General features: G+C 71.5%; 20 protein-coding genes. 12 read left to right on the plus strand and 8 right to left on the minus strand.

Annotation, left to right across the window (positions count from 1 at the left end):
* Positions 1-420: 420 nt before the first annotated feature.
* The 4 genes from IEY86_RS37715 to IEY86_RS32260 all read right to left on the minus strand — a co-directional run bounded on the left by IEY86_RS37715 (position 421) and on the right by IEY86_RS32260 (position 3,685).
* The gene (locus IEY86_RS37715; RefSeq protein ID WP_265806002.1) at positions 421-555 is read right to left on the minus strand and encodes a hypothetical protein; all 135 of its coding nucleotides are present in this window, start codon (positions 553-555) and stop codon (positions 421-423) included.
* 148 nt (positions 556-703) lie between these two features.
* Positions 704-2,044, minus strand: coding sequence for a DNA cytosine methyltransferase (locus IEY86_RS32250; protein ID WP_229698959.1), 1,341 nt, complete (start codon positions 2,042-2,044; stop codon positions 704-706).
* A complete protein-coding gene (locus IEY86_RS32255) occupies positions 2,031-3,002 on the minus strand; it encodes a TRM11 family SAM-dependent methyltransferase (protein WP_189135455.1) in 972 nt (323 codons plus the stop codon). Before IEY86_RS32255 ends, IEY86_RS32250 begins: the two co-directional genes overlap by 14 nt.
* 17 nt (positions 3,003-3,019) lie before the next feature.
* Positions 3,020-3,685, minus strand: coding sequence for a hypothetical protein (locus IEY86_RS32260; protein ID WP_189135456.1), 666 nt, complete (start codon positions 3,683-3,685; stop codon positions 3,020-3,022).
* A gap of 466 nt (positions 3,686-4,151) precedes the next feature.
* Here IEY86_RS32260 and IEY86_RS32265 point away from each other — a divergent pair, with 466 nt between their 5' ends.
* The 10 genes from IEY86_RS32265 to IEY86_RS32310 all read left to right on the plus strand — a co-directional run bounded on the left by IEY86_RS32265 (position 4,152) and on the right by IEY86_RS32310 (position 16,934).
* Positions 4,152-4,970, plus strand: coding sequence for a hypothetical protein (locus IEY86_RS32265; protein WP_189135457.1), 819 nt, complete (start codon positions 4,152-4,154; stop codon positions 4,968-4,970).
* Positions 4,971-5,326: 356 nt separating this feature from the next.
* Positions 5,327-5,707 (plus strand): pilin, encoded by a 381-nt coding sequence (locus IEY86_RS32270; RefSeq protein WP_189135458.1) that lies wholly within the window; start codon positions 5,327-5,329, stop codon positions 5,705-5,707.
* Positions 5,704-7,707, plus strand: a complete 2,004-nt coding sequence (locus tag IEY86_RS32275) for a TrbL/VirB6 family protein (RefSeq protein ID WP_229698960.1) — start codon at positions 5,704-5,706, stop codon at positions 7,705-7,707. The genes IEY86_RS32270 and IEY86_RS32275 overlap by 4 nt, the downstream gene beginning before the upstream one ends.
* A gap of 6 nt (positions 7,708-7,713) precedes the next feature.
* Positions 7,714-8,664, plus strand: coding sequence for a PrgI family protein (locus IEY86_RS32280; protein WP_189135459.1), 951 nt, complete (start codon positions 7,714-7,716; stop codon positions 8,662-8,664).
* Positions 8,661-10,523 (plus strand): VirB4 family type IV secretion system protein, encoded by a 1,863-nt coding sequence (locus IEY86_RS32285; protein WP_189135460.1) that lies wholly within the window; start codon positions 8,661-8,663, stop codon positions 10,521-10,523. Before IEY86_RS32280 ends, IEY86_RS32285 begins: the two co-directional genes overlap by 4 nt.
* The gene (locus tag IEY86_RS32290) at positions 10,511-12,925 is read left to right on the plus strand and encodes a type IV secretory system conjugative DNA transfer family protein (RefSeq protein ID WP_189135461.1); all 2,415 of its coding nucleotides are present in this window, start codon (positions 10,511-10,513) and stop codon (positions 12,923-12,925) included. Before IEY86_RS32285 ends, IEY86_RS32290 begins: the two co-directional genes overlap by 13 nt.
* A 62-nt stretch (positions 12,926-12,987) precedes the next feature.
* Complete coding sequence (locus IEY86_RS32295) at positions 12,988-13,974, plus strand: replication-relaxation family protein (RefSeq protein WP_189135462.1); 987 nt, start codon at positions 12,988-12,990, stop codon at positions 13,972-13,974.
* The gene (locus tag IEY86_RS32300; RefSeq protein ID WP_189135463.1) at positions 13,971-14,906 is read left to right on the plus strand and encodes a C40 family peptidase; all 936 of its coding nucleotides are present in this window, start codon (positions 13,971-13,973) and stop codon (positions 14,904-14,906) included. Before IEY86_RS32295 ends, IEY86_RS32300 begins: the two co-directional genes overlap by 4 nt.
* Positions 14,903-15,772 (plus strand): extensin, encoded by an 870-nt coding sequence (locus IEY86_RS32305; RefSeq protein ID WP_189135464.1) that lies wholly within the window; start codon positions 14,903-14,905, stop codon positions 15,770-15,772. The genes IEY86_RS32300 and IEY86_RS32305 overlap by 4 nt, the downstream gene beginning before the upstream one ends.
* Positions 15,773-16,139: 367 nt before the next feature.
* Positions 16,140-16,934, plus strand: coding sequence for a hypothetical protein (locus IEY86_RS32310; RefSeq protein ID WP_189135465.1), 795 nt, complete (start codon positions 16,140-16,142; stop codon positions 16,932-16,934).
* A 183-nt stretch (positions 16,935-17,117) separates the two neighbouring features.
* Here IEY86_RS32310 and IEY86_RS38320 read toward each other — a convergent pair whose 3' ends face one another.
* On the minus strand, positions 17,118-17,351 hold the full coding sequence (locus tag IEY86_RS38320) for a hypothetical protein (protein WP_189135466.1): 234 nt from the start codon (positions 17,349-17,351) through the stop codon (positions 17,118-17,120).
* Positions 17,352-17,444: 93 nt separating this feature from the next.
* On the opposite strand from IEY86_RS38320, the gene IEY86_RS32320 reads away from it, so the two are divergent.
* Positions 17,445-18,074: a DUF6461 domain-containing protein gene (locus IEY86_RS32320; RefSeq protein WP_189135467.1), complete on the plus strand. Its 630-nt coding sequence runs from the start codon at positions 17,445-17,447 to the stop codon at positions 18,072-18,074.
* Between the two features lie 59 nt (positions 18,075-18,133).
* Here IEY86_RS32320 and IEY86_RS32325 read toward each other — a convergent pair whose 3' ends face one another.
* The 3 genes from IEY86_RS32325 to IEY86_RS38535 form a co-directional block, all read right to left on the minus strand.
* Positions 18,134-19,507, minus strand: coding sequence for a NucA/NucB deoxyribonuclease domain-containing protein (locus IEY86_RS32325; RefSeq protein ID WP_189135468.1), 1,374 nt, complete (start codon positions 19,505-19,507; stop codon positions 18,134-18,136).
* A 133-nt stretch (positions 19,508-19,640) separates the two neighbouring features.
* On the minus strand, positions 19,641-19,862 hold the full coding sequence (locus IEY86_RS32330; RefSeq protein ID WP_189135469.1) for a hypothetical protein: 222 nt from the start codon (positions 19,860-19,862) through the stop codon (positions 19,641-19,643).
* A 70-nt stretch (positions 19,863-19,932) separates the two neighbouring features.
* Entirely contained in the window at positions 19,933-20,154 is a 222-nt protein-coding gene (locus IEY86_RS38535) for a hypothetical protein (RefSeq protein ID WP_444545855.1), read from the minus strand.
* 698 nt (positions 20,155-20,852) lie between these two features.
* Here IEY86_RS38535 and IEY86_RS32340 point away from each other — a divergent pair.
* A partial coding sequence (locus tag IEY86_RS32340) for a DUF5954 family protein (protein ID WP_229698961.1) occupies positions 20,853-21,347 on the plus strand: 495 nt, incomplete at its 3' end.

Here is a 21,347-nt window from a genome sequence, read left to right on the forward strand (position 1 = left end):
ATGGGCCTCAAGCTGGTCGTGGATGCGCACGGGGGCACGGGCCTTCTCGCCCAACCTCTATGGGCAACGATGGCCTCACGAGGCTGTGCCTACCGCCTGGCGTCAACCGGCCTCGGTCACTGGGGTAGGACGCACTCAGCGAGGTCGGCGTTGGGATCGAAGTGGGGGCCACGGCAGGCCGTTCCAAGGCATGTGCGGGAGCGAGGGGCCAGTTGGCGGGGCAGGGAGAGCGTCGGGTCATGCGTGTCCTCGGTGGAGGTGCGGCCCAGCCAGGCGACCGGCACCGTGGCGTGCGGTGCCGACCGGTCCGGTTCTATGACCACGGCGTGCCGGGCGAGGAGGCAGCGAAGGCGAGGACCGGCGCCGTGTTGGCGGACCTGGGCTCGTACCTTTCTGCTGTCGGCTGCCGTCAGGCCACCGTTACTCAGTAGCTGCGTCGCCTTCGCTCTCGGGGTGGGAGGCGAGCCAGGCCAGGGCCCGGCGGATCACTGCGATCTGGCGGTGCTGGAGTGCCTCGCCGTCGCTGCCATCGATCGCGCCGTACTGCACGGTCATCTTCAACGGCCCTTCCCAGGACCTCCGTTCTGGTGGGAACCTGTGGTGGTGGGCTGGGTAGCGGTGACCGACGGCCGTGGGCGCTCCGTCTCGGGCGCGTCGTCAAGGCCGCGGCCTTGCGTGTTGACGGCGATCCGTGGCCGGGAATTCACCGCCGGCCTTGTGCCCGCGTCCCGGACGGCGGCGATGGAGCATGCGATGGGATGCCTTCGGGGAGCAGGCCGTCCAAGGCGTGGGCGGCCTGCCGGGGAACCACGCTGTTGCCGAGGAGCCGCAGCTGGGCCGCACGGGAGAGTCCCTCTGTCCGGGTGACCCAGCCGTGGGGCAACGCCATCATCCACTCGACGAATTCGGCGGACAACCGGTGCGTGCCGGGCTTCGTGGGCATGGGTGCGGCGCGGGCGGTGACGCGCTCCCATCGGCGGATGGCGGGCAGGTAGTCGCCCCACCAGTGGGCAGGCGAGTGACGGCCGTTCGCAGGTTCACCCCGCCCTTTCGACTCGGGTGCGTGCCCGCACCGCCGCTGCCATCCGATGAGGTGGGAGTGGGCAGCAAGGGCTCGGTCGTCTCGGCCGGGGTGGGGCTGTGGCCTCGGGCCGTGCGTGCAACGGAGTGATGCGGCGCGACCGGTCGCGGTCTCGCGGCTGCCCAGGTCGGTGTGGTCGGCGCGGCGAGCGCTGCCGCGGTGGAGGCAAGGGTGAGGCTGCCGTCGCCGTACTTCTGCTTCGGCGAGCCCTTGGCACCGTCGCTGGCTCGCGGGGTGGGCAGCAGGTGCTCGATCTCGTCGGCCAGGTTGGGGCCGTGGCCTCCGGCCTTGCGTTTGGCCGGGTGCTGGGAGCCGCCGTTGCCGCCCAGGTTCGCCGTCGGCGTCTTCAGCAACGGCTTGTCTTCCGGCTTGTCCTCCAGGGATTGCGGGCCACGCGGTGAGGAACGCTCTGTCGCGGCGGTGCGGCGCGCCGACATCGGAAGCGCGTACGCACGTCCAGCTCGCGTCGTACCCGAGGTCGGCCAGGTCCCCGAGTAGCACGCCCAGTGCCCGCATGCGGGGTTGATCGGGTGGGTCTCCCAGACACCGCGGGCAGGGTTCCATGCGGCGAAGTGCGTGGGTTCCGGCTGGGGTGGAGAGCAGGCCGCGGACATTCTCGATCACCACCAGGCAGGGGTTGAGGGCGTCGATGGCGCAGACGACATGCCGCCACAGGCCGGAGCGGGTGCTACTGCCGAGTCCGGTGCGAGGGCCGGCGACCGACAGGTCCTGGCAGGGGAATCCGGCCGTCAAGACGCACACGGGCTCGGTCTGGCACCAGTCGTTGTCGCGTACGTCACCCAGGTTGGGGACGTGTGGCCAGTGCCGGGCGAGCACCTGGGCGGCTCGCGGGTCGGTCTCGGCATGCCAGGCGACATGACCACCGAGTATGGCCTGGACGCCGAGGTCCAGGCCCCCTACCCCCGAGAACAGACTGCCGATCGGAAGGTCATCGACCGTCACAGCGGCTCCGTGCGCAGGTGCGGGAGCGCAGGGCCGTTCCCGTGGCTGACGTTCGAGCCGCCCCGGCCCTGCACCGTGGTCTGCTCGCTGTTGCCACGCCGCCAGCGAGGACCATCGGGATCGCGGGCCTGGTGAAGACCAGCACGTCCTCGTGCTGGACCACCGAGAGCGGGATGCCGCGGCGGCGGGCGTCGCGGACGTTTTTCATCTGGAAGAACGAGGGGCGGGCGATGACCCGGCCGTCGCGGATGCCCGCGAGGAGGGCGACGCAGCGTTCGCTGGGGGTGAGTCCGGCGGCTCGTCCTGAGGCTAGGACGGCGGAGGGCAGGTCGATGAGTTCGCCGCGCTCGCGCCAGGGGCGGGTGGTGACGACGGCGGTGCCGCCGGGGCGGAGCATGGTGCGGCACTGGGCGAGGATCTGGGTGAAGGCGTCGAGGAGCCGGTCGGTGGAGACGTGGGCGAGGTTGGCGGGGTCGTGGCTGTAGCGGAAGTCCTTTTTGACCACGCCGCGTTCGCCGGTCTCCCGGGTGGAGCGGACCTGTCCGTGGACGCTGGCTCCGTACGGCGGTGAGGTGAGCACGAGGTCCACCTCGCCGTGAAGTGGGGCGGGGATGAGGTCGAGGAGTCGGCGGGCGTCGCCGCAGTGGACAGACCCTGATCCGGCACCGCCTTTGGCGGCAGAGGCGGCGTTGAGGTGGGCGAGGCCGGCCCACTGGGGTTCGTACTCGACGCCGAGTGCGCTGCGGCCGAGGTGGATGGCTTCGACGAGGGTGGTGCCGATGCCGCACATCGGGTCGAGTACCAGGTCGCCGGGCCGGGTGTAGGTGCGGATGGCGTGGGCGGCGATGCCCGGGAGCATCTTGGCGGGGTGGGCGGCTGAGCCGGGCAGGTAGCGGCCCTTGCGCTGGGCGGGGGCGGAGGTGGGGGCGGTGTTCCACACCGAGACGGGAACAGGCACGGTGGACTCCTCTGCCCTCAGGCGTAGTGGATCGCGGAGAGAGCGATCAGGTCGCTGTGCGTGACTCCGGGACTGGCGTCGATGGGCGGGGCAGCGACGAGCCGGTCGCCAGCAGGATGGGCATGAGCGATGACGATGTGCTGCAGGTAGCGGAAGCCCGCGGTGCGTGCGCAGGCGATGACCGAGCCGAGCGGGTCGGTGAGAACTCCGCGGTCCCTGAGCTGCCGGGCGGCGAGCAGGAGGAGTCCGTCGGCGGGCAGGAGGCGGTGGGCGCGGTGGAGGAAACCGGGCCATCCGTTCTCCATCGCCCCGGGCATCGCGGCATCGGCCGGTGACAGGTCGTCGCCGGGGTCGGGGAGGGCGTCGGGGTGAAGTTCGGCAAGAAGCACCGGGGCCCCGCCGGCCGTGTCGTCGGCGGTGTCGGTGTAGGTCGTGCAGGGGGTGCGCGCGTCCATGCCCGGTACGGTGTCCTGGATGGAGATTTTGAGCAGAGTCGCGGGCATCCGGCCGGGGCGGTGTGTGAAATCGGTGCGGATCTTCTCGATCGCCCAGGCGGGCAGCACGCTGCCGGGGGCGGGTGCGGCGTCCGGCTCGTCGGGGGCGGGCAGCCAGATCGTGGTCGGCAGCTGGCGGGCGGCGTTGATCCGAGTGGTTCCTCGGCCGCAGGATGAAGTCGTGGACATCGGTAGGTGGCGCCCGGGGGCGGAGGTCCGTCTTGTGCTGACGTGAAGTAATAGGGATCCGTCCAGGCAGGATTGCCACCTGGCGCCGAAGATGTTCGAACCGTCGGCGTGCCATGAGCTGCGTGGGTCGCCCGGTGCTCATCTCGGGGCAGTCGGCTGCATTTGCCAGGTCATCAGGTGAGCGAGCCTGTGGCGCGCCACCTGCGAGCCACTGCCGAGCCACCGTTACGGGCGGGCGGTGGGCCGGAAGGCGAGGCCAGAAAATTCTTGATGTTCGATACCGGGTGAGGCGGCTGTGGCGGCGGTGCAGGCCAGCGCGGGCGGGCCTGTTGCGCGCCTTCGCACACGCCGCGCCAGTGGGCCGGGCTTGGTGCGGCGGTGACGCGCGGTCGGTCCGCTGGTGGCACGGGGGGTTGAAAGGGGTGGTGGCAGACGTTGTCAGCCACTCCCCTCAAGGAGCAGTGCCATGCATCACTCTCACCGTCCCGCGCACCGCGCGGCCCGCACGTACGCCGAGGGCCGTAGCCCGCTGCGGGTGCTGGAAGAGACCTTCTTCGCGCTGGCGGCCGCGGCCACCCCGCTCACGCTGCCGGCCCACTTGGTCTGTGAGGAGCCGGACAGCGCCGCGCTGCCCGTCGATCAGTTCCGTACTCGCCTCGCCCACCCCGCGACCGCGCCGGTGCTGCGCGAGCGGACCTGGCGTGAGGTGGTTCGCCGCGCTCAGCAGCTCGGCGAGCCGTGGGGCACAGTGGCCGTCGCGATGAGTGTTCCGGTGCTGCGCCGGATGCTGGCGCGCCTGGCGCGTCCCGCTCACCTGGAGCGCGAGGAGGTCGAGCAGGAAGCGCTGGCCGCCGTCGCCGTCGCCGTGCGCACCGTGGATGTGAACACTGCGGATGTGGGCCGGGAGCTGTTCTCGGCCGCCGACCGGGCGGTGCACCGCCTGGTGTACGCCGCGCGCCGCCAGGGTGCGCGGGAGAGCGGGCCGATGGCCGCGCACGTGGGGCGGCTCGCCCATCCCGCAGTCCCCGCCGGGTGCCAGGACGTGGCCGAGTCGGCCGATGACGGCGGGGAGGGGGACGAGTACGCGGTGCTGGCCCGCGCGGTCCGGGCTCATGTCGTGGACGTCGCCGAGGCGCGGCTGATCGCGCGTACGCGTCTGGGGGGTGAGCCGATGCGGCGCCTTGCCGCCGAGCGCGGGGTGAGTGTGCGTCAGCTCTACCGGCACCGCGCCACCGCCGAGCAGCACCTGGCTGCCCACCTGAAGGGCCGGAGGCTCGAGCAGTGAGTTGGTGAGGTGTGCGGGCCTTCGCGGTGGCGGATGTCAATTTCCGGTGCCGTGAGTCTCTATTACCGGTGAGCTGCCGCCGCCGGATGCCCGCCAGGCATCCGGCGGCGGCAGCCTCGGCAAGGCCTTTTCAGCTTGTCGTGGCGAGGTCTTGCTTGCTGGTGGGGTGAGCACACCGTTCTCGTGCTGACACCCGAGCGCCCTGTTCCCGCCGCCCTTGAAGGAGGACGGCCCCGGGACGAGGGATCCGTGCTCGCCCCACCCCCGCAGCACCGCGCCCCTGCGCGTCGTCGTGCGCTCTCCTCTTCTCTCCCTGGCTGCTGCCCTGCTGTTCCCCGTTGGAGGTGTGCTCCGCCATGTTCGCGAGACTCCGCCGGCCGCGTCGGCCTCCGGTCTGCCCGCCGGGCCGCCGGGCAGCCCGGCTCAGCTTCATCACCGTGTTGACGGTCTTCGTGCTGCTGGCGGACCCGCCGTACGTATGGGCGGTCGCGGACATCCCGACCGTGGTGACGAATCTGCGGAACTGGATCGTCGGGATACTGGCCGGGCTCGCCACGTTGTTCCTCACGTTCGGCGGGCTGCGCTATCTGATGGCCGGTGGCGATCCCGGCGAGGTCGAGTCGGCCAAGAGGGCGCTGAAGGCCGCGGCCATCGGTTACGGGCTGGCGATCCTCGCTCCGGTGATCGTGACCGTGCTGCAGGGCATCGTCGGCGCGGGCGGCGGGGGCGGGCATTGACCCCCGCCAGGCGCCTTGTCCGCGCCCTGCCCGTGCTGCTCGCCCTGACCGTTCCCATCCTGGTGCCGCTGCCAGCCGAGTCCGCCTCCGCGCACGCGGCGCCAACAGCAGCCCAGGCGCCCGCAGCCCCGGCACCGCCGCGGCCCGGTCCTCGACCCGCGCCGGGGCCCACCGTCCCGGATCCGCGGCACCGGCCGCCCCAGCCCGACCCGGCGCCGGGACCGACCCCCGCGCCCGGCCGCGCCAAGCCCGAACCCGCGCCGCGCCCCCCGCAGCCGACACCGGGACCGACGCCCCCGGCGTGTGAGGTCAGCGGTATCAAGTGCGAGAAGGCCACCTGGGGATGGGGGGACCTGCTCGACATCCCCGGCCTGATCGTCAACGCGATCACCGCGTTCCTCGGCACGCTCATCGAGCAGGTCATGGAGCCGGTCCGCGAATTCCTCGCCGACACCCTGCTGGCCACTCCCGACGTCACCCGGCACGCCGACATCAAACGGCTGTGGAGCGCAATGCTGGCAATCACCGCCGGGGTCTACGGGCTGTTCGTTACCGCGGGCGGCATCACGGTCATGGGCTACGAGACCGTCCAGACCCGCTATGCGGTCAAACAGATCGCCCCGCGCCTGCTGGTGGGGATGGTCGCCGCTGCCGCCTCGCTGACCGTGATGGGCAAGGCGATCGGGCTGTCCAACGCCCTAGCCCACGCGATCATGGCCACCGGCATGGCGGACGCCGGGCAGGGCATGGTCGAGCGTGTCCTGCCCTTCGCGCTGTTCGGCGCCCCGGGTCTGAAGCTGTATCTGCTGCTCCTGGCTGTTGTGATGATCGCGCTGGTGCTCGCGGTGCTGATCGGCTTCCTGGTGCGGGTCGCGGTGATGGCGCTGCTGGCGGTCTGCGCGCCGCTCGCCCTGGCGTGCCATGCCCATCCGCTGACCGATCCGGTCGCCCGGCTGTGGTGGCGTGCCCTGGCCGGATGCCTAATCATCCAGATCGCCCAGTCGATGACCTTCGTCCTCGCGCTGAAACTCTTCTTCGCCCCGGGCGCCACCGCCCTGGGCGTTCCCAAGTCCGATCAGCTGGGCACGATGCTCGCCGGAGTCGCGCTGTTCTGGGTGCTGTTCAAGATCCCCGGGTGGGCCCTGCAGGTCGTCCTGCGGGGCACTCCGATCCACAACCCGCATGCGCCCACCGGTGTGCGGATGCTCAAGCACCTGGCGATGTACCGGCTCATGGACCACGCCCTGCCCGGCATGCGCCTGCCGCGTCACCGACACGGCGGCGGCGGAGGCGGACGCGGTGGAGGCGGAGGCGGTGGAGGTGCTGGCTTCGGCCTGGGTCGCGGTGGTCCGGGAGGCGGAGGCGGAGGCGGCCGTCCGGGAGGTGGCGGAGGCGGTGGCCGACCGACCGCAGCCGGGCCCGGCGGCGGCGGTGGTGGGGGTGTGCGCGGCCGCCGGGGCCGGGGCCTGCTCGCCCGCGGCCGAGCTGCCCTGGGCGGTTCCGGCGCCCGAGCGGGAGCAGCACGCCGGTCCACTCCCGGCCCCCCGGCTCGGGCGGACGGGCGCCGCTTGGGCGTTGTGGGCGCGCCCATGGCTCCCGCCGCGGCTGCTGCTCCTGCTGCAACTGCCGGGCCACCTGAGGGCCAGGCTCCCCCGCGCCGCGGCACCGGCGCCGATCGCCCCGTCCGTGTACCGAGAGGCCCCCGCGCTGTGATCCCTCCCGTGCAGACGCGCCGGACGCGGCAGCCGGCTGCGCCCGTCACTGCCCCACGCGCTCCCGCCCGCCCGGGGCGGACCACCCGGATGCGGCTGCCGATCCGCGCCGAGCGCGGCCCCGCACCGCAGGCGGCTCGTGCCGTACGCGCCACGGCCGCGCTGCCGCGCCCTGCGCCGGTGCCTCGCGCCCGGCAGCCGGCCCTGCCCGTTCCCGCCGAGCGTATCCGTGTGCGCCCGCCGCGCCCCATGCAACTGCGGCTGCCCCTCGAACCGCCCCGGAGGTAACCCCACATGACCGCACCGGATGAGTCGGCGGACACTGCCTGCGCCACGCGGATCCCCGCTGACATCTCTCGGCCCGACCGGCTGCTCGGCCCCTTCACCGCCCGGCAGAGCGCCATCCTCGCTGTCGCAGCCGTGATGCTGTACGGAGGCTGGTGGGCGACGCGCCCCTTTGTGGCGCCGCTGGCCTACGCGGTCATGGTGATCCCCTTCGCCGGGGCCGTGGCCGCGCTCGCACTGGGTCGTCGGGAGGGCATCGGCCTGGACCGTTTCCTGTTCGCCGCCCTCGCCCATACCCGCATGCCCAAACGCCAGGTGCACGCCCCCGAGGGGGTTCCGCCGCTGCCCACCGTCGCCCCCGACCGCTGGAAGCGGGCCGCCGGGCCCCCTCCGGCCGCGATGCGCATGCCGTACGACGGCATCACCGCCCATGGGGTGCTCGACCTTGGCAGCGAGGGCACAGCTGCCCTGGCGACGTGCTCCACCGTCAACTTTGAGCTGCGCTCGGCGGCCGAACAGCAGGGCCTGACCGCGGCCTTTGCCCGCTGGCTCAACTCCCTGACCGGCCCGACGCAGTTGCTGGTGCGCTGCCACCGCATCGACCTCGCCCCGCTTGCCGACACCCTGCACCACGACGCCGCCGCGCTTGCGCACCCGGCGCTGGAGCGGGCAGCCAGGGCGCACGCCGACTTCCTCGCCGATCTCGCCACCAGCGGCAACCTGCTCGGCCGGCAGATCGTGCTGGTCGCCCGCGAAGAAGCCGCAACGCACAGCGCGAGACGCGGCTCAGGAGCGGGCCGGGCACGCCAGCGCCTCGACGAAGCCGCCCGTGCACTGACAGCAGCCGAGATCACCGTTACTGCCCTCGACGCCGAGCAGAGCGCCGAGCTGATCAGTGCGGCCTGCAATCCCGACACCCCGACCCCGCCCGATGCCGGACCGGAAGGTGACCTCCCATGATCCGACCCTTCGTCGGCCGCCATCGCCCCGCGACGGACGCCCCGGCCGTCGAGGGCGCGCTGTTGCTGGATGCGGCCGGCCCGGAGGCCATCGAGGTGCGTGCCCGGGCCCTGGCTGTCGGCGCGCACTTGGCCACCACCTTGGTGGTCACCGGCTATCCGGCCGAGGTCACCGCCGGCTGGCTCGCTCCACTGCTGAACTTCCCCGGCCACCTCGATGTCGCGCTGCACATCGAGCCCGTCCCCAACCCTGTGGCCGCCGCGGGGCTGAAGAAGCAGCGCGCCCGCCTGGAATCCGGCCGCCGCACCGGCTTCGACAAGGGCCGCCTGGACGACCCGGAGGTGGAGGCCGCCGCCGCGGACGCCGCCGAACTCGCCTACCGCATCGCCCGCGGCGAGGGCAAGCTCTTCCACGTCGCCCTGTACCTGACGGTGCACGCCGAGGACGAGGACACCCTGGCCGAGCAGGCCGCCGCGGTCCGCTCGATCGCCGAGTCCCTGCTCATGACAGTCGCCCCGACCACCTACCGGGCCCTGCCGGGCTGGCTGGCCACCCTCCCCCTCGGTATCGACACCCTCAAGATCCGCCGTACCTTCGACACCGCCGCGCTGGCGGCCTGCTTCCCCTTCACCAGCCCCGACCTGCCCATCACCACCGGCGAGAACGCAACGGCATCGGGAGTGCTGTACGGGCTGAACGCGGTCTCCGGCGCTCCGGTGGTGTGGGACCGCTTCGCCCAGGACAACTACAACTCCATCACCTTGGCCCGCTCCGGCGCGGGCAAGTCCTACCTGGCCAAACTCGAGCTTCTGCGGCTGCTGTTCACCGGCATCTCTGCCTCGGTGATCGATCCGGAGGACGAATACGTCCGTCTCGCCGAGACCGTCGGCGGACACGTCGTCGCGCTCGGCGCCGACGGCGTGCGCCTCAACCCCTTCGACCTGCCGTCCGCGGACGGCGGGCAGGACATCCTGACGCGGCGGGTGCTGTTCCTGCACACCTTCCTGGCCGTCCTGCTCGGCGCCGACCAGACCGCCGCCGACAAGGCCGTGCTCGACCGGGCGATCCTCGCCGCATACCACCGTGTGGGGATCACCGCCGATCCCCGCACCTGGCAGCGCACCCCGCCCAGTCTTACCGGCCTCGCCGCGGTCCTGGCCGAGGACGGCAGCCAGGCAGCAACGGACCTCGCCGACCGGCTGGTCCCCTACACCACCGGCTCACACGCACACCTGTTCAACGGTCCCAGCACCGCCGCCACCGCCGGGCACCTGGTGGTCTTCGCGCTGCGCCGGCTGCCGGAAGAGGTCAGGGCTCCGGCGATGCTGCTGGCCCTGGACGCGATCTGGCGGCAGGTCACCCACCGCGGCCAACGGAGCAAGCACCTCGTCGTGGTGGACGAGGCATGGCTGCTCATGCGCGACGGTGCCGGTGCCCGGTTCCTGTTCCGCATGGCCAAGGCCGCCCGCAAGTACTGGACGGGACTGGCGGTGGTCACGCAGGACGCCGACGACGTGCTCGCCTCCCCGCTCGGACGGGCCATCGTCTCCAACGCGGCCACCCAGATCCTTCTCCGCCAGGCCCCGCAGGCCATCGACACGATCAGCGAGAACTTCCACCTGTGCCACGGTGAGCGGGAGTTCCTGCTGGCCGCGGTCCGCGGCGAGGCCCTGCTGCTGACCGGAGACCGCCGCCACAAGGTCGCTGTGATCAGCATCACGGCGCCCGGCGAACACGAGGTGATCACGACAGACCCCGGCGAGCTCGCCGCCGAGCGCCCGGAGGACGAGGCCCTCGACGCTGATGGCCTCGCAGGCGAGGACCCCTTCGGCACCGGGGAGGCGGGATGGCAGGCGTGACAACGAACCTGCCGCTGGCCAGCGCTGAGCCGACCGGCCCGCTGGTGGACCTGCTCACCCACCCGGAGACCTTCGGTTCCACCGCCATCGGGGCGGCCATTGACTGGTGCACCTCCTCCGCACCTGTGCTGATCCCCTCCATCCTGGTGTCCGCAGCATGCGGATACACCATCCGGCGGCGCCTGCTTCGATCGCGCCAGCGGCGGCTCGCCAACGGCGCGCGCTGCGTGGAGATCCTCGCCCCGCCCACCATCGCCCCCAAGGGCGGTGAAGTCCTGTGGGCCCAGCTCGCCGGGCTGCTGCGCCCATGGTGGCGGCGTATCACCACCGGCCAGCCGCACCTCGCCTTCGAATACACCTGGTCCCACACCGGGCTGCGGCTGCGCCTGTGGGTACCCGGCGCGGTGCCGCTGGGCCTGGTCCAGCGCGCGGTGGAGGCCGCCTGGCCCGGCGCCCACACCCGCGTCACCGAACCCGCACCCCTGCTCCGCGACGGCCACACCGTCTGCGCCGGACGGCTGCGCCCGGCCCGGCCCGACGTCCTGCCCCTGCGCACCGACCACAGCGCCGACCCGCTGCGCGCCCTGCTCCAAGCCGCCACCGGCATGGCAGAGGAGGAGTCCGCGTGCGTGCAGATCCTGGCCCGCCCCGCCACCGGCCCAGCGCTGCGCCGAGCCCGCCGCCAGGCCCGGCGGCTGAAGGCCGGGCACATCCCCTCCCGGCCGGCCGCCCTGGCCGCACTCCTGCTCCACCGCGCCCAGCCCGCCGCCACCGGCAAGCAGGATCCCGAACACGGCGCCGCCGTACGGCAGACAGCCGCCAAGCTGTCCGGCTCCCAGTGGCAGTGCGCCCTCACCTACGCCGCCACCTGCACCCGAAAGCAGGAGCGGGCGCAGGATGTGGCACGCGGCCGGGCCCACGCGGTCGCGTCCGCGTTCGGCCTGTACGCCGACCGCAACCACCTCGTCCGCACCCGGCTGCGCCGTCCCGAGCCGCACTTGAGTGCCCGGCAGTTCCCGCCGTCCCGGCCGGTGCTGCTGTCGGTGCCGGAACTGGCAGCTCTCGCCCACCTCCCCCTCGATCCGGACGCGCCCGGGGTGCAGCGGGCCGGGGCCCGCTCCGTCCTGCCGCCCCCGCAGATCCCCGAACCCGCCCCCGCAAGCGGCATCAAGCCCCTGGGACGCTCCGACACCGGCGCCCGCCGCGGCGTCGGACTCGCCGTGCCCGACGCCCGCCACCACCTGCATGTCATGGGAGCGACCGGCTCCGGCAAGTCCACCCTGATCGCGAACCTCGCCCTGGACGACGTGACCAACCAGCGCGGAGTCATCGTCATCGACCCCAAGGGCGACCTGGTCACCGACCTGCTGGACCGCCTCCCCGACACAGCCGCGCACCGGCTGGTCCTGATCGACCCCGACGCCCCCCACATCCCGCCCTGCCTGAACGTGCTGGACGGGGCGGACATCGACGTGGTCGTCGACAACATCACCGGCATCTTCCGCCGGATCTTCACCGCCTTCTGGGGCCCGCGCACCGACGACGTGATGCGCGCCGCGTGCCTGACCCTGCTCAAACACCGCGACCGCGCGAACCAGGTGGTCACCCTCGCCGACGTCCCCCGCCTGCTGGGCGAGAGCGCCTACCGGCTGCGGATCATCCCCGCGCTCAAGGACCCGGTGCTGCGCGGATTCTGGGCCTGGTACGAGTCGATGTCCGAACCCTCCCGCGCGGCGGTGGTCGGCCCGGTGATGAACAAGCTGCGCGCCTTCCTGCTGCGCGACTTCGCCCGCCGCTCGATCGCCGCCGGGCCCTCGACCTTCGACCTCGCCCAGGTCCTGGACGGCGGCATCCTGCTGGCCCGCCTGCCCAAGGGCGCGCTCGGCGAAGAGACCGCACGCCTGCTCGGCTCGTTCATCGTCGCCGGGACCTGGCAGGCCGCCGCCGCCCGCGCCCGCACCCCCGAACGCACCCGCATCGACGCCACGCTGAGCATCGACGAGGCGCACAACTTCCTCACCCTGCCGTATCCCCTCGAAGACATGCTCGCCGAGGCCCGCGGCTACCGCCTGGCCATGCTGCTGGCCCACCAGCACCTCGCGCAGCTCCCCCGCGACCTGCGCGAAGGCATCTCCGCCAACGCCCGCAACAAAATCTTCTTCAACTCCTCCCCCGAGGACGCCGGTTCGCTGGAGCGCCACACCCTGCCCACGCTGGCCGCGCACGACCTCGCCCACCTCGGCCCCTACCAGGCCGCAGCCCACCTGCTGACCGGCGGCGCCGAATCCGCAGCCTTCACCCTCACCACCCGCCCCCTGCCCCCCGCCGTGCCCGGCCGCGCCGAAGACCTGCGCGCGGCAGCCGCCTCCCGAACCGGCCCCCGACCGGCCACCCGGCCCTGAACGCCCCGCTCTCGCGCGGCCCGACCTCTGAAGTGTTCCTACGCACCCGGTGGTGACCTGCCATGCCCGCACTCCCCCGACCGGCCTCCGGCCCCGGCTCCCGCTACACCGCCCGCGCCGCCACCACCCGCCCCCGCCCACCACGACACATGGACGTGGCCACCCTCGCCCGCCGACTCACCGGCCGCGACCTGTGGCTCGCCCGGATGCTGCACGAGCACAGGGTCCTGACCACCCACCAAATCGCCCGCCTCGCCCACACCTCACCGCGCTCCACCCAGCGCCGCCTGCGCACCCTGCACCAGCACACCGTCCTGGACTCCTTCCGCCCCCTGACCCAAACCGGCTCAGCACCCGAGCACTACACCCTCGGCCCTCTCGGCGCCGCCGTACTCGCCGCCCACGCCGACCTCGACCCCGCCGCCCTGGGATGGCGCCCCACCCACACCGGCCGCATCGCCTACTCCCCCTGCCTCGGCCACGACCTGGGCGTCAACGAGCTGCTCACCCACCTCGCCGCCCGCCACCACAGCACGCCCGAGGCCGGGCTGCCACTGTGGCTCTCCGAACGTTCCGCGGCACGCCGCTGGGGCGACATCGTCCGCCCCGACGCCTACGCCCACTGGCAACACGGCGACCAGCTGCTGCCGTTCTTCCTCGAATTCGACACCGGTACCCAGCCGCTGACACGCCTCGAGGCCAAACTCGCCGGGTACGCCGCCTTCACCACCGCCACGAACACCCGACCGGCCCTGCTCATCCACACGCGAACCCAATCCCGGGACCAGGCACTGCGCCGCCGCCTGGCGAGCATCGCACGCGAGTGGGGCCTGGACGTGGCGACCTCCTCCGCGGACTTCACCACCACCGACCCCTGGGGCCCCTGGTGGGCCCCACTCCAGCCCGCCGCCCCCCGCACCACCCTGACCGGTCTCGCTGCCCACTGGCCGAACCTCACCCCGGCCGCCGGACTGGAGCCGACCGACGCGGACACCGTCCTCACCCTCCCCGTGCCCCCGCTGCCGCCCGCCCTCGGAACCGGTTCGTGAATTCCCTGTTCGCCAAGGCGGCCGGCGGCATCGGGTGCGCGGTCATCGCCCTGCCACTGCTCGCCGCCCTCACCATCGCCGCCCTGCTCGGCAGCGTCACGCCCGGCGGCAGCGTACCGGCGGCCCCGAGCAAGCACGCCTCGGCCGACATCCCGGCGCCCATGCTCTCCCTCTACCAGCGCGCCGCCTCCGAGTGCCCCGGCCTGTCCTGGACGATCCTGGCCGCGATCGGCAAGGTGGAGAGCGACCACGGACGCCACCCCACCATGGTGTCCTCGGCAGGAGCCGTGGGCCCCATGCAATTCCTGCCGTCGACCTTCAGCGCGTACGCGCATCCCGCGCCACCCGGCGGCAAAAGGCCCCCCACCCCATGGGACCGCGTCGACGCCGTGTACGCCGCGGCACGGCTGCTGTGCGCGAACGGCGCCAGGAACAGCCGCGACCTGCGGCACGCGATCTGGGCGTACAACCACTCGGCTGCCTACGTGAACCAGGTCCTCAAGATCGCCGGACAGTACGCGGCCGCGGCGCCCGCGCCGGACCGCCCGGCCGCCGCGGCGGTTGCCTTCGCCCGCCGCCAGCTCGGCACGCCGTACGTGTGGGGCGGCGACGGACCGGCCGAAGGCGGCTTCGACTGCTCCGGCCTCACCCAGGCCGCCTACCGCGCTGCCGGCATCCGGATCCCCCGCGTGGCGCAGGCCCAGTACGACGCAGGTCCCCGCCTGCCGAAGAACACCCAGCTGGCACCCGGCGACCTGCTCTTCTTCGGCACTGGCCCCGGCCACATCACCCACGTCGCCCTCTACACCGGCAACGGCAACGCCATCGACGCCCCACACCCCGGGGCAGTGGTACGCATCGGCCCCGCACGCACGAACAGCCCGACCTTCCAGGGCGCGACCCGACCGGCAGCTCACCGAGGCCACCGGTGAAGCAACCGGCGGCACAGGAAGCCGTCGCGCTGCTGCGGACCATGACCCGGGTGCTGTGCGCGGTCGGGTTCCTGGCGCTGGTCTTCACCACCGTCAACGTCACCCGCTTCGCCACCAGCCGCGACGTACCTTTGCCCATCGCGGTCCTCCTCGACCCGATGATCGGCACAGCGCTGGCCGGAATCCTCTACGTCGACGCCCGACTGTCCTCCTGGGGCATCCGCCCGCCGACCTGGTCGACCGCTTTGCGCTGGAGCGCCGGCTGCACCGCCGCCCTCATGAACTCCTGGGAAAGCCTGTGGCCGGATGGGCAGATCGGCTGGCCCCGCCAAGCAGATCCGGCCGCTGTACTGCTGCACCTGAGCCCAGCACTGCTCCTGATCGGTCTGACCGAGACGATCGCCGCCTACCGCAGAACCATCACCGATCTCCCGAACAGGATCGGCACCACCAATCGCGTCGGGCCACCCGTTGCGCACGCAGCACCCACCCGCCGATCGGCCACGGACCGGACCTTCCCCCATCCGAACAGCGGCTCACCCCAGCAGCACAGATCCGCGTCCTTCCGCGCGGGATCCGGAATCCCCGCCACTACCAGCGGCGGACCCGCCGGGGCCCAAACGGGCGACAGCGCGCCCCACACGCCCGCCGTGCCACCCGCGCCACCATCGGCCGACAGCGGGCCCGCAGACGCCGACGTGTGGCCGCAAGCCGTCGCTCTGGACACAGCTGTCCGCGGATTGACCGGCAAACCGGTGAGCACCTGGCGACTGCGCACCGACCTGCACATCGGCCCCCGCCGTGCCCGACAGCTCCGCGACCAGCTCCTGGCCCGCCACGCCGACCCACCCCACCCGAGCGAATAATTGCAGGCCTCACAGCCATCCGATCGATCCCCCACCGATCGGATCCCCCGCGCTCCTGGCCATGCCGCTCCACGCTCGCCCACCGCTGCGTCGGGCATCACCAAGAACCGATCCGCCACCCAGGGCAGCCGCCGTGACCTGGTCGAATCCCCGCCGCTTGACTTCCCACCCGATCTGGAGCGTCCATGGTCGTGGCCGACGAACCACACGGGGCTCCAGATCGTGAACTCCGCGTGCACGACGGCCGTGTTCGCCGGACAGGAACGCGATGCGCACGCACCCGGCGAACGCGCGGACCCCATCTGCGGATCCGCACCCCCGGCCGGGGACCTCAACCCCGTACCCCTCACGCAAACGAGGTTCCCCCATGTCCGACACCACGACCGACCGCACACCAACCCTGCGGCCCGTCCCCTCCCCCGAGCCGCCGGCCGAACTGACCGGCTCGCCCGCCGCGATCTACACCGAACTACGCAGCCTCACCGAACCGGCCACTGTCACCGAACTCGCCCTCGCCGCAGGCACAGGCCGCTCCACCGCCGGAAAAGCCCTGACCACCCTGGAACAGCGCGGCCTGGCCGTCCGCATCCCCGGCGGCCACGACGGCCCCCGCCGCACCCCCGACCGCTGGCATGCCGCAGCGCCCACTCATGAGACCAGCAGGCCCGAGAACCCCAGTGACGGCGAGCCCTCCGGCTCCCACTCGGAACCCCCCGTCAGCGCCGACCAGGAAGGCGCCCGCGCCCCGCAGGCACCGGACGGCGACAACACAGACGCCGCCGGCGCACGGACAGCCGAGGAGGAGCAGGACTGCGGACTCGAGGACGGCGCGGAAGACCCCGCGGAGAACGACAGCGGTGGCTCGCAGAACCTCCCGGTCCCGCAGAGCGGAGCTGGGCGGCAGACGTCACAGACGGAAGCGATCATCCCGCCGGGTGAGAGGAAGCGGCTCGCCCCCGGAGGGCTGCGGCACCTGGTCATCGAACACCTGCAAGCGCATCCCGGCGAGGCGTTCACCGCCACCAGGATCAGCCGTGTGATCGAGAAGTCCTCGGGCGCGATCGCGAACGCCCTGGTCACCCTCACCCGGCAAGGTACCACCGAGCAGGTGACCGACAAGCCGCGCACCTACCGTCTGACAGCGTCAGAGGTCAAGGGATAGCCGACCGCGGATGAGCAACCGGGCAGGCTCCCACGCGGTTGGGAGCCAGCCCGGATTGCTGTGCGGGTTATCGGCAATGGGCGTAGGGCTCCAGACCGTGCCACTGATGCGGCTGGTGCCGGCAGGCACGGCGGTACTGGCCCCTCCCGTGGAGCCGGTGGTGAGGAGTCAGAAGGTTTCGCCCTACCGGCAGGTGCTGGTGTGGCCTGCGCCGACTACCTGGTCAGTGGGCTGCGAGATGACGGAGCCGACGCCGCTCGAGCGCGGAGGTCGGCAGATCTTGGGCCTGCCGTCGTAGGAGACCCGGACGGAAGCCATGACGTCGTCCCAGGTCTGGGCGCCGGCCAGGCGGCGGATGCGGGTGCGGCGGGATCCGAAGCTGCGTTTGAGGTGACTGATACGGTCTTCGATGCTCACTCTCCGGTTCCGCATCCTTCGCAACGGGCCGACCCGGTGGGGCAGTTGCCGCGCTCGGACACCGTCTGGTCAGCCCTCTTGGGATACTGGGACGTGCTGCCACTGGAGCGGCGTGGACACTCGGAGGGGATTGTTGTGACGGCAGGTTCGGACCTTGGGTGGCTTCCCGAGGTGTTCGACCTCGGTTTCTGTGTCACGTTTGCCCGCGATGTGGAGCCGGATGAGCTGCTTGTGCGTATGGGAGGCGATCCGGGGGCCGCGGTGTCGCTGAGTGCGGCAGAGGCCGAGACGCGTGAGCTGGAGGACGAGGACGCAGGGCCGATCGTGCGCGTCGGTTCCTACCCGGGGTGGGCGTTCGCTGTGGAGATCTGGGGCGCACACGGCACTCGTGACGAGGTTGTCCGTGCGGTCTCCGCCAAGACCGAGGCCGTGGTGCTTCTCAGGAACGCCAATGCGGTCAAAAGGTTCGTACACGCGCAGGACGGCGTCATCGTGTGCAGCTTCGATGTGGACCTACCCCACCTGCGCACCGGCAGCGATCCGGATCGGCTGCTGCCGCACATGGAACGAGTGGGTCTGGCCCCTGAGATCGGTCCGGATGTCGATGCTTCCCAGGCGATGCTCTCGCTTGCCGTGAGCGCGTTCGGGGTGGGGCTGCCACGCGATGAGGTGCAGTCCGGCGTGCTCCCGGCGTCGCGAGTCACCACCGCGGCTGGGGAGTAGCAGGACTTCGAGGCGCCCGGGGGCGGGCGGCTGGTCGTAGTCGCCCGCCCCCGGGATGCTTACCCGCCAATCCTGCCTACATCGATGTAGTAGGCGTCCTGGTCGAGTAGGCGTACATCGACGGTGAACCGCCCCAGGTCCCCTCCAACGCCTTCGTTCTGGCCCTGCGGGATATTGCCGCGCCCGCATCGTTCCTTCTGACTGGGGCGCGGGAACCGGCTGTCCAGTGCGAGATAATTTGCGTCGGTGTCATAGTACATCTGCACGCATTCTTTGCCCGATTTGATGCCGAGTTGGCCACCGCTTTCCTGGGACGCGGCGAACGGGAATTCGTCACAGGAGGTCTCGTGAGTATCGGGGTGCGGCTTGAAAGTACTGTCGCAGATCTTACGCCGGTTCTTGTCCTGTTCTGCTTTTGAGGCCAGCCGATGGAGGGGGCTGTCTTCCGCCTTGCTGCCCCAGTGGTCCGGAAATTCCGTTTGGACCCACTGGTAGAAAGTTTGAGCTGCAGGGAACTTCTTGCTGTTCACCTTGAAGGCCGGAGTGGACCGGAAGAACACGCAGCCTGGGCTCCTGCCTACTTCATCGTCGCAGCGCACGTCTGCCATCAGGTTGTACCAGGCAACGGTGCCTGGCTCTCCTTGGTTGACAGGGGAATCCGCCTCGAGAATTCCCGTGAGGTTGAGAGTGTCGTTGCCGCTGCTCTCCGTCCACCAGTGGGAGAGCTGCCCTCTGGCTTTGTGCTTGTCGCCGGGAAACCATGTCCTGCTTCCCGACCATGACTGCTTTGAGGACTTGCACTTGACCGCGCAGTCGGGCTTCCAGGTCAGAGTGAGCTCGACCATCGCGGCGTCGAGGCGGGTGGGAACGAGGTTGAGCTCCTCGTGGAAGAGGTCCCTCCCATCGCCCTTCGAGGCGAGGGCTATGCGCCTGGACATGGCGAACCTGGCTATGCCCAGAACGTCGCCGTTCCGGTCGTACAGGGTGTACTTCGCCATCTTCTTGTTCATGCAGGCGCCGAAGCGCGTGAAGACGTCCTTGCGCTTGTGCTTGTCCTTGTCGCACCACGGCAGGAAGCTGTCCGACGCGGCATCAGCCACCGCCTGCTGCGCCTCCTCAAGATCTTCTGGAGTGTCGGGTGAGGCATCCACGCAAAGCCTGGTGCTTTTGGTGCGGATCGCCTCTGCCATGCACTCCCGCGCATTCCGCTCGTTACTGTCCTCGGGCGCTGCGGGCATCTCCTCCGGCTCCTGGTCGGTGAAATCGATGTCCGCAGCATTCGGGTCCGGCGTCGCCGTGGCTTGTGTCGGCGATTCGGTGACGGGCGGCAAGTCCTCGGCCCATGCCGGTCCCGCGGTCGGAGAAAGCAGCAGGGCCAGGGCCGCCATGATGGCGCCCGACGTGATGGACAACCTCTGACGAGGTGTCGCCACGAAGATCCCCCCTTGTTCAGTTGGATCACGACAGCGAAGGCAGCAGCTGTGGCCACCCCCGGCGTCCGCTCCCCACGAACGCTCAGAAAATGTAAAGGATCAGTAGCAGTGAGGCGAAGGTATTCGGCCAGAGTCAGCGCCGCTGGATGAACCGCCGAGATGCAGTGGTGTCATCGTTTGACGCTGGAGGTCTCCGCAGAATCTGTTGTGGGCCAAGTCGGCGGAAGTCGAGGGTGGCCATCGGCCGGAACTCGTTGGCCTCGAGGCAGGTTTCGGTGGCCGGTGCAGGCTCGTCGGCAGTGGTGCGGCGGATGAACACAGCGGCGCCGTGGGCGCGTTCGGCGAGCGACGTCATGGAATTCGGCGTCTTTCGCGATCGGGGGTGCAGCGGGTTGCCGCCCCGGACGTGCCGGGGCGGCAACCGGTCAGGGCCGGGCGGCGGCCAAGGCAGCGGTGGCGGTCTTGGCGATCGCGGCGGAGGCCTGGGCCGGGTCGGTCAGTTCGAGTGCGGTGGTGCCGGGGAGCGGGCGGGGGTCGGGTTCGAAGGCGAGCCACAACACGGCGCAGCCGGTCTTTCGTAGGGCGGTGATGCGCTGGGCCGCGTTGGCGGCTTCGTCTCGGCGGTAGTGGCAGTCGGAGGCGATCACTAGGAGGCGGCCCGTGCCTGGCTGGGCGAGTTCGACTCCCGCCGCCAGGGCGTCGATGGCCTCGGCCAGGCTGTGTCCGAACCCGTCGGCGTTGAACTGGGTGACGCGCCCGGGTGAACGTCGATGGCCTCTGCCAGGTTGTGTCCCAATCCGTCGGCGTTGAACTGGGTGACGCGCCCGGGTGCGCGGCCCGGTGCGGTGACCGCGGTCGGGCAGTGGTCGTAGGCGACGGTTGCGCTGCGGAGTCGGGGTCGGTGAGCGAGGCAGTCTTGGCGAGGATCCAGGCGGCAGAGGCGATCGGCGCGGGCAGCGGCGCTCATGGAGCCGGAGACGTCCACGGCGATCCCCACCCGCAGTGGCGGTGTCGGACTCGAGCGGTGCACGGTACGCGTCCACGGGGTGGCAGTCGCGGTGGCGCCTGCGGCTCGCTGGGCGTCACGGGCGAGGGCCTGGCGCATGTTCAGGCGTCCGGGCGGAGACGCCGAAGCGGTGACGGTGGCGGTGCGTTCACGGTAGGCGGCGGCCCGCAGCGCCCTGGCAAGTTGCCCGGCCGCCGCCTTCTCCGCTCGCGTCGGTAGCCGGGTCCCGGTCACGGGGGACCGACCGCGCCGCCCCTAAAGGGCGTGGCAGCGTGCCACGTCGGGAGTTCTTGGGGCATTCGGTCCGGGTCCCGGCTCGACATTCGCAACAATGCGCACATGGCCGATGACTGGAAGCGACAACTCGACGCTCTGCACGAGGGGCTGGTCCGTCGCGAAGATCCCGCCGCGTGGGTGGCCGAGGCTGACGCGGTGGATGCCTCCCGGCGCTATCCCAACCTCTCGCTGCGCGGAAGGGTCTTCGGTATCGCGGAACTCGATCCCGCGCACGGACCGCACTGGCGGCTGCTCAAGCCGGTGGTGGACGGCATGCCCCAGCAAGCCCGCGACGGCCTGAACTCGCACCTGTGGTTCAAGGCCAAGGACGACACCACCGACCCGGGCGCACGGCGGGAGCTGCTGGCGGCCGTATCGGTGCTCGAATGCGAACCTGTCAACGAACTGGAGATCCTGAGTATCAGGTACCGGGTCGTCAGCGGGGAGGAGTTCGCACGCAGCAACGCGGACGGATTGGAACCACCGCGGCCCACCGATCCGGAACCGATCGACGCCTCCTGGCAGGCCCGGCCCGAGGCCCTTTCGCCGGATGTGGGC

This window comes from Wenjunlia tyrosinilytica, assembly GCF_014646055.1.
In the GTDB taxonomy this organism is placed as follows: Bacteria; Actinomycetota; Actinomycetes; order Streptomycetales; family Streptomycetaceae; genus Wenjunlia; species Wenjunlia tyrosinilytica.

What these genes read in the sequence shown, in the direction of transcription:
- IEY86_RS32330 (WP_189135469.1), bottom strand. Translation starts at nt 19,862, where the DNA reads ATGACGTCGCTCGCCGAACGCGCCCACGGCGCCGCTGTGTTCATCCGC.
- IEY86_RS32260 (WP_189135456.1), bottom strand. Translation starts at nt 3,685, where the DNA reads ATGTCCACGACTTCATCCTGCGGCCGAGGAACCACTCGGATCAACGCC.
- IEY86_RS32310 (WP_189135465.1), top strand. Translation starts at nt 16,140, where the DNA reads ATGTCCGACACCACGACCGACCGCACACCAACCCTGCGGCCCGTCCCC.
- IEY86_RS32265 (WP_189135457.1), top strand. Translation starts at nt 4,152, where the DNA reads ATGCATCACTCTCACCGTCCCGCGCACCGCGCGGCCCGCACGTACGCC.
- IEY86_RS32295 (WP_189135462.1), top strand. Translation starts at nt 12,988, where the DNA reads ATGCCCGCACTCCCCCGACCGGCCTCCGGCCCCGGCTCCCGCTACACC.
- IEY86_RS32290 (WP_189135461.1), top strand. Translation starts at nt 10,511, where the DNA reads ATGGCAGGCGTGACAACGAACCTGCCGCTGGCCAGCGCTGAGCCGACC.
- IEY86_RS32270 (WP_189135458.1), top strand. Translation starts at nt 5,327, where the DNA reads ATGTTCGCGAGACTCCGCCGGCCGCGTCGGCCTCCGGTCTGCCCGCCG.
- IEY86_RS37715 (WP_265806002.1), bottom strand. Translation starts at nt 555, where the DNA reads ATGACCGTGCAGTACGGCGCGATCGATGGCAGCGACGGCGAGGCACTC.
- IEY86_RS32280 (WP_189135459.1), top strand. Translation starts at nt 7,714, where the DNA reads ATGACCGCACCGGATGAGTCGGCGGACACTGCCTGCGCCACGCGGATC.
- IEY86_RS32285 (WP_189135460.1), top strand. Translation starts at nt 8,661, where the DNA reads ATGATCCGACCCTTCGTCGGCCGCCATCGCCCCGCGACGGACGCCCCG.